3 protein-coding genes are annotated in these 2033 nt (G+C 65.1%); 2 read left to right on the top strand and 1 reads right to left on the bottom strand.

The window, feature by feature from the left end; translation table 11 throughout:
* Window positions 1-2: 2 nt before the first annotated feature.
* Together AC2VOK_RS17960 and AC2VOK_RS17955 are read left to right on the top strand one after the other, a co-directional pair.
* Window positions 3-1643 carry a hypothetical protein gene (locus tag AC2VOK_RS17960; protein WP_428901674.1) on the top strand — a complete coding sequence of 547 codons (1641 nt, stop codon included), beginning with the start codon at window positions 3-5 and terminating at the stop codon, window positions 1641-1643.
* Between the two features lie 63 nt (window positions 1644-1706).
* Complete coding sequence (locus AC2VOK_RS17955) at window positions 1707-1829, top strand: hypothetical protein (RefSeq protein ID WP_428901673.1); 123 nt, start codon at window positions 1707-1709, stop codon at window positions 1827-1829.
* Window positions 1830-1861: 32 nt separating this feature from the next.
* Here the strand turns inward: AC2VOK_RS17955 and AC2VOK_RS17950 are convergent.
* The coding region (locus AC2VOK_RS17950) for an FAD-binding protein (protein WP_428901675.1) at window positions 1862-2033 on the bottom strand (172 nt) is incomplete at its 5' end.

The following is a 2033-nucleotide window of genomic DNA, read 5'->3' as shown; positions in this document are numbered from 1 at the left end:
AAATCGAAGAATCCTCGGTGGCAGGTGGCGAACAACGCCCGCTGACCGCGACCAGGGAGACGCTCGAGGACTACACGCTGCGTTTCGCGCCGCGTAGCTACCGGCGGTGGTCCACCGCCGTGGTGGGCGTGTCGGCTCTCGGCGGCATCGCCTATCTGGCCGACTTCGCGATCGGCGCCAACGTGGGCATCTCCTACGGCACCACCAACGCACTGTGGGGCATCGGCATTTTCGCCGTGGTGATCTTCGCGACCGGCTTTCCGCTGGCCTATTACGCCGCGCGCTACAACATCGACCTCGACCTGATCACCCGCGGCAGTGGCTTCGGCTACTACGGTTCGGTCGTCACCAACGTCATCTTCGCGACGTTCACCTTCATCTTCTTCGCCCTCGAGGGCTCCATCATGGCCCAAGGCCTCAAGCTGGGCCTGCACATCCCGCTCTGGGCCGGCTATGCCTGCTCGACGCTGGTCATTTTCCCGCTGGTCATCTACGGCATGAAAGTGCTTTCCCAGCTGCAGCTCTGGACCACCCCGCTGTGGCTGATCCTGATGGTCGCCCCGTTCGTCTACCTGGTGATCAGCCATCCCGAGTCGGTCGGCGAATTCTTCGGGTACACCGGCAAGTACGGCCGCAGAGGTTTCGATCTGGGCGACTCCCTGCTGGCCGCCGGCGTGTGCCTGTCGCTGATCGCGCAGATCGCCGAGCAGATCGACTATTTGCGGTTCATGCCCCCGCGCACCGCGTCGAACTCCCGCAGCTGGTGGACCTGGATGCTGCTCGCCGGTCCCGGCTGGGTGGTGTTCGGGGCGGTCAAGCAGATTGTCGGGCTGTTCTTGGCCGTATATCTCATCTTTCACCTCGCGGGTTCCATTTCGATCGCCAACCAGCCCGTGCACCAGTTCAACGAGATCTACCAGAACTTCATGCCGGAATGGCTCGCGCTCTCCCTTGCCGTGATCCTGGTCGTCCTCAGCCAGGTCAAGATCAACGTGACCAATGCGTACTCGGGGTCGCTGGCGTGGACCAACTCCTTCACCCGTCTCACCAAGCACTACCCGGGCCGCGTGGTGTTCCTCGGGGTCAACTTGACGATCGCGCTGATCCTGATGGAAGCCAACATGTTCGACTTCCTCAACACCATCCTCGGGTTCTACTCGAACTGCGGCATGGCGTGGGTGGTGGCGGTGGCCTCCGACATCGTGTTCAACAAGTACCTGCTCGGTCTGTCGCCGAAGCAGCCCGAGTTCCGGCGCGGCATGCTCTACGCCGTCAACCCGGTCGGATTCGGCTCGATGCTGTTGGCGGCGGGGCTGTCGATCGTCGCGTTCTTCGGTGGCCTCGGCGCGGGACTGCGGCCCTACTCGCCGCTGGTGGCCATCGTCCTCGCGTTGGTGATGCCGCCCATCCTGGCGATCGCCACGAAGGGCAAGTACTACCTTCGGCGTACCGACGACGGCATCGCGTCGCCCATGCACGACGAATGCGGCAACCCGTCGGGTGAGCACCTGCGCTGTCACGTCTGCAACCACGAGTTCGAGCGACCCGACATGCTGGCCTGCCAAACCCACCAGGCCTACGTCTGCTCGCTGTGCCTGTCCACGGACAAGGTGGGTGACCATGTGCTCCCGGCCGCCGTCTGACGGGGGCCGTCCGGCGTATGACGCGTTTGCGCCGGCATCGCCCGGGGGAGTCACCAGTTGCCGATGGCGGTCGACCGTAAAGTAGTGGTGCGGCGGGCAAAAGGATACACGCGCGACGAGCAACGCAACGTCGACGTGGTCCGCGCCCACATGGAGATCGCCTATACTGCCGGCCGCGGCGGATAGGCTGCGCGCCCACGCTGGAAGCCGCACCGTGCCTAGTGCAGATCGACCGACTTCCCGGTGGCGGCAGCGTGGCCCGCCCGGTAGCCGAAAACCATTGCCGGGCCGATGGTTCCGCCGGCACCGCCGTAGGCCCGCCCCGTCGCACCGGCCATGGCGTTGCCCGCGGCGAACAGCCCCGGTATCGGCTCCCCACTCACGTGCAGC

The sequence above is a fragment of the Mycobacterium sp. TH-M116 genome, from assembly GCF_057473685.1.
The sequence above is the reverse complement of the archived record's forward strand: the minus strand, read 5'-3'. Positions and strand labels throughout refer to the sequence as shown.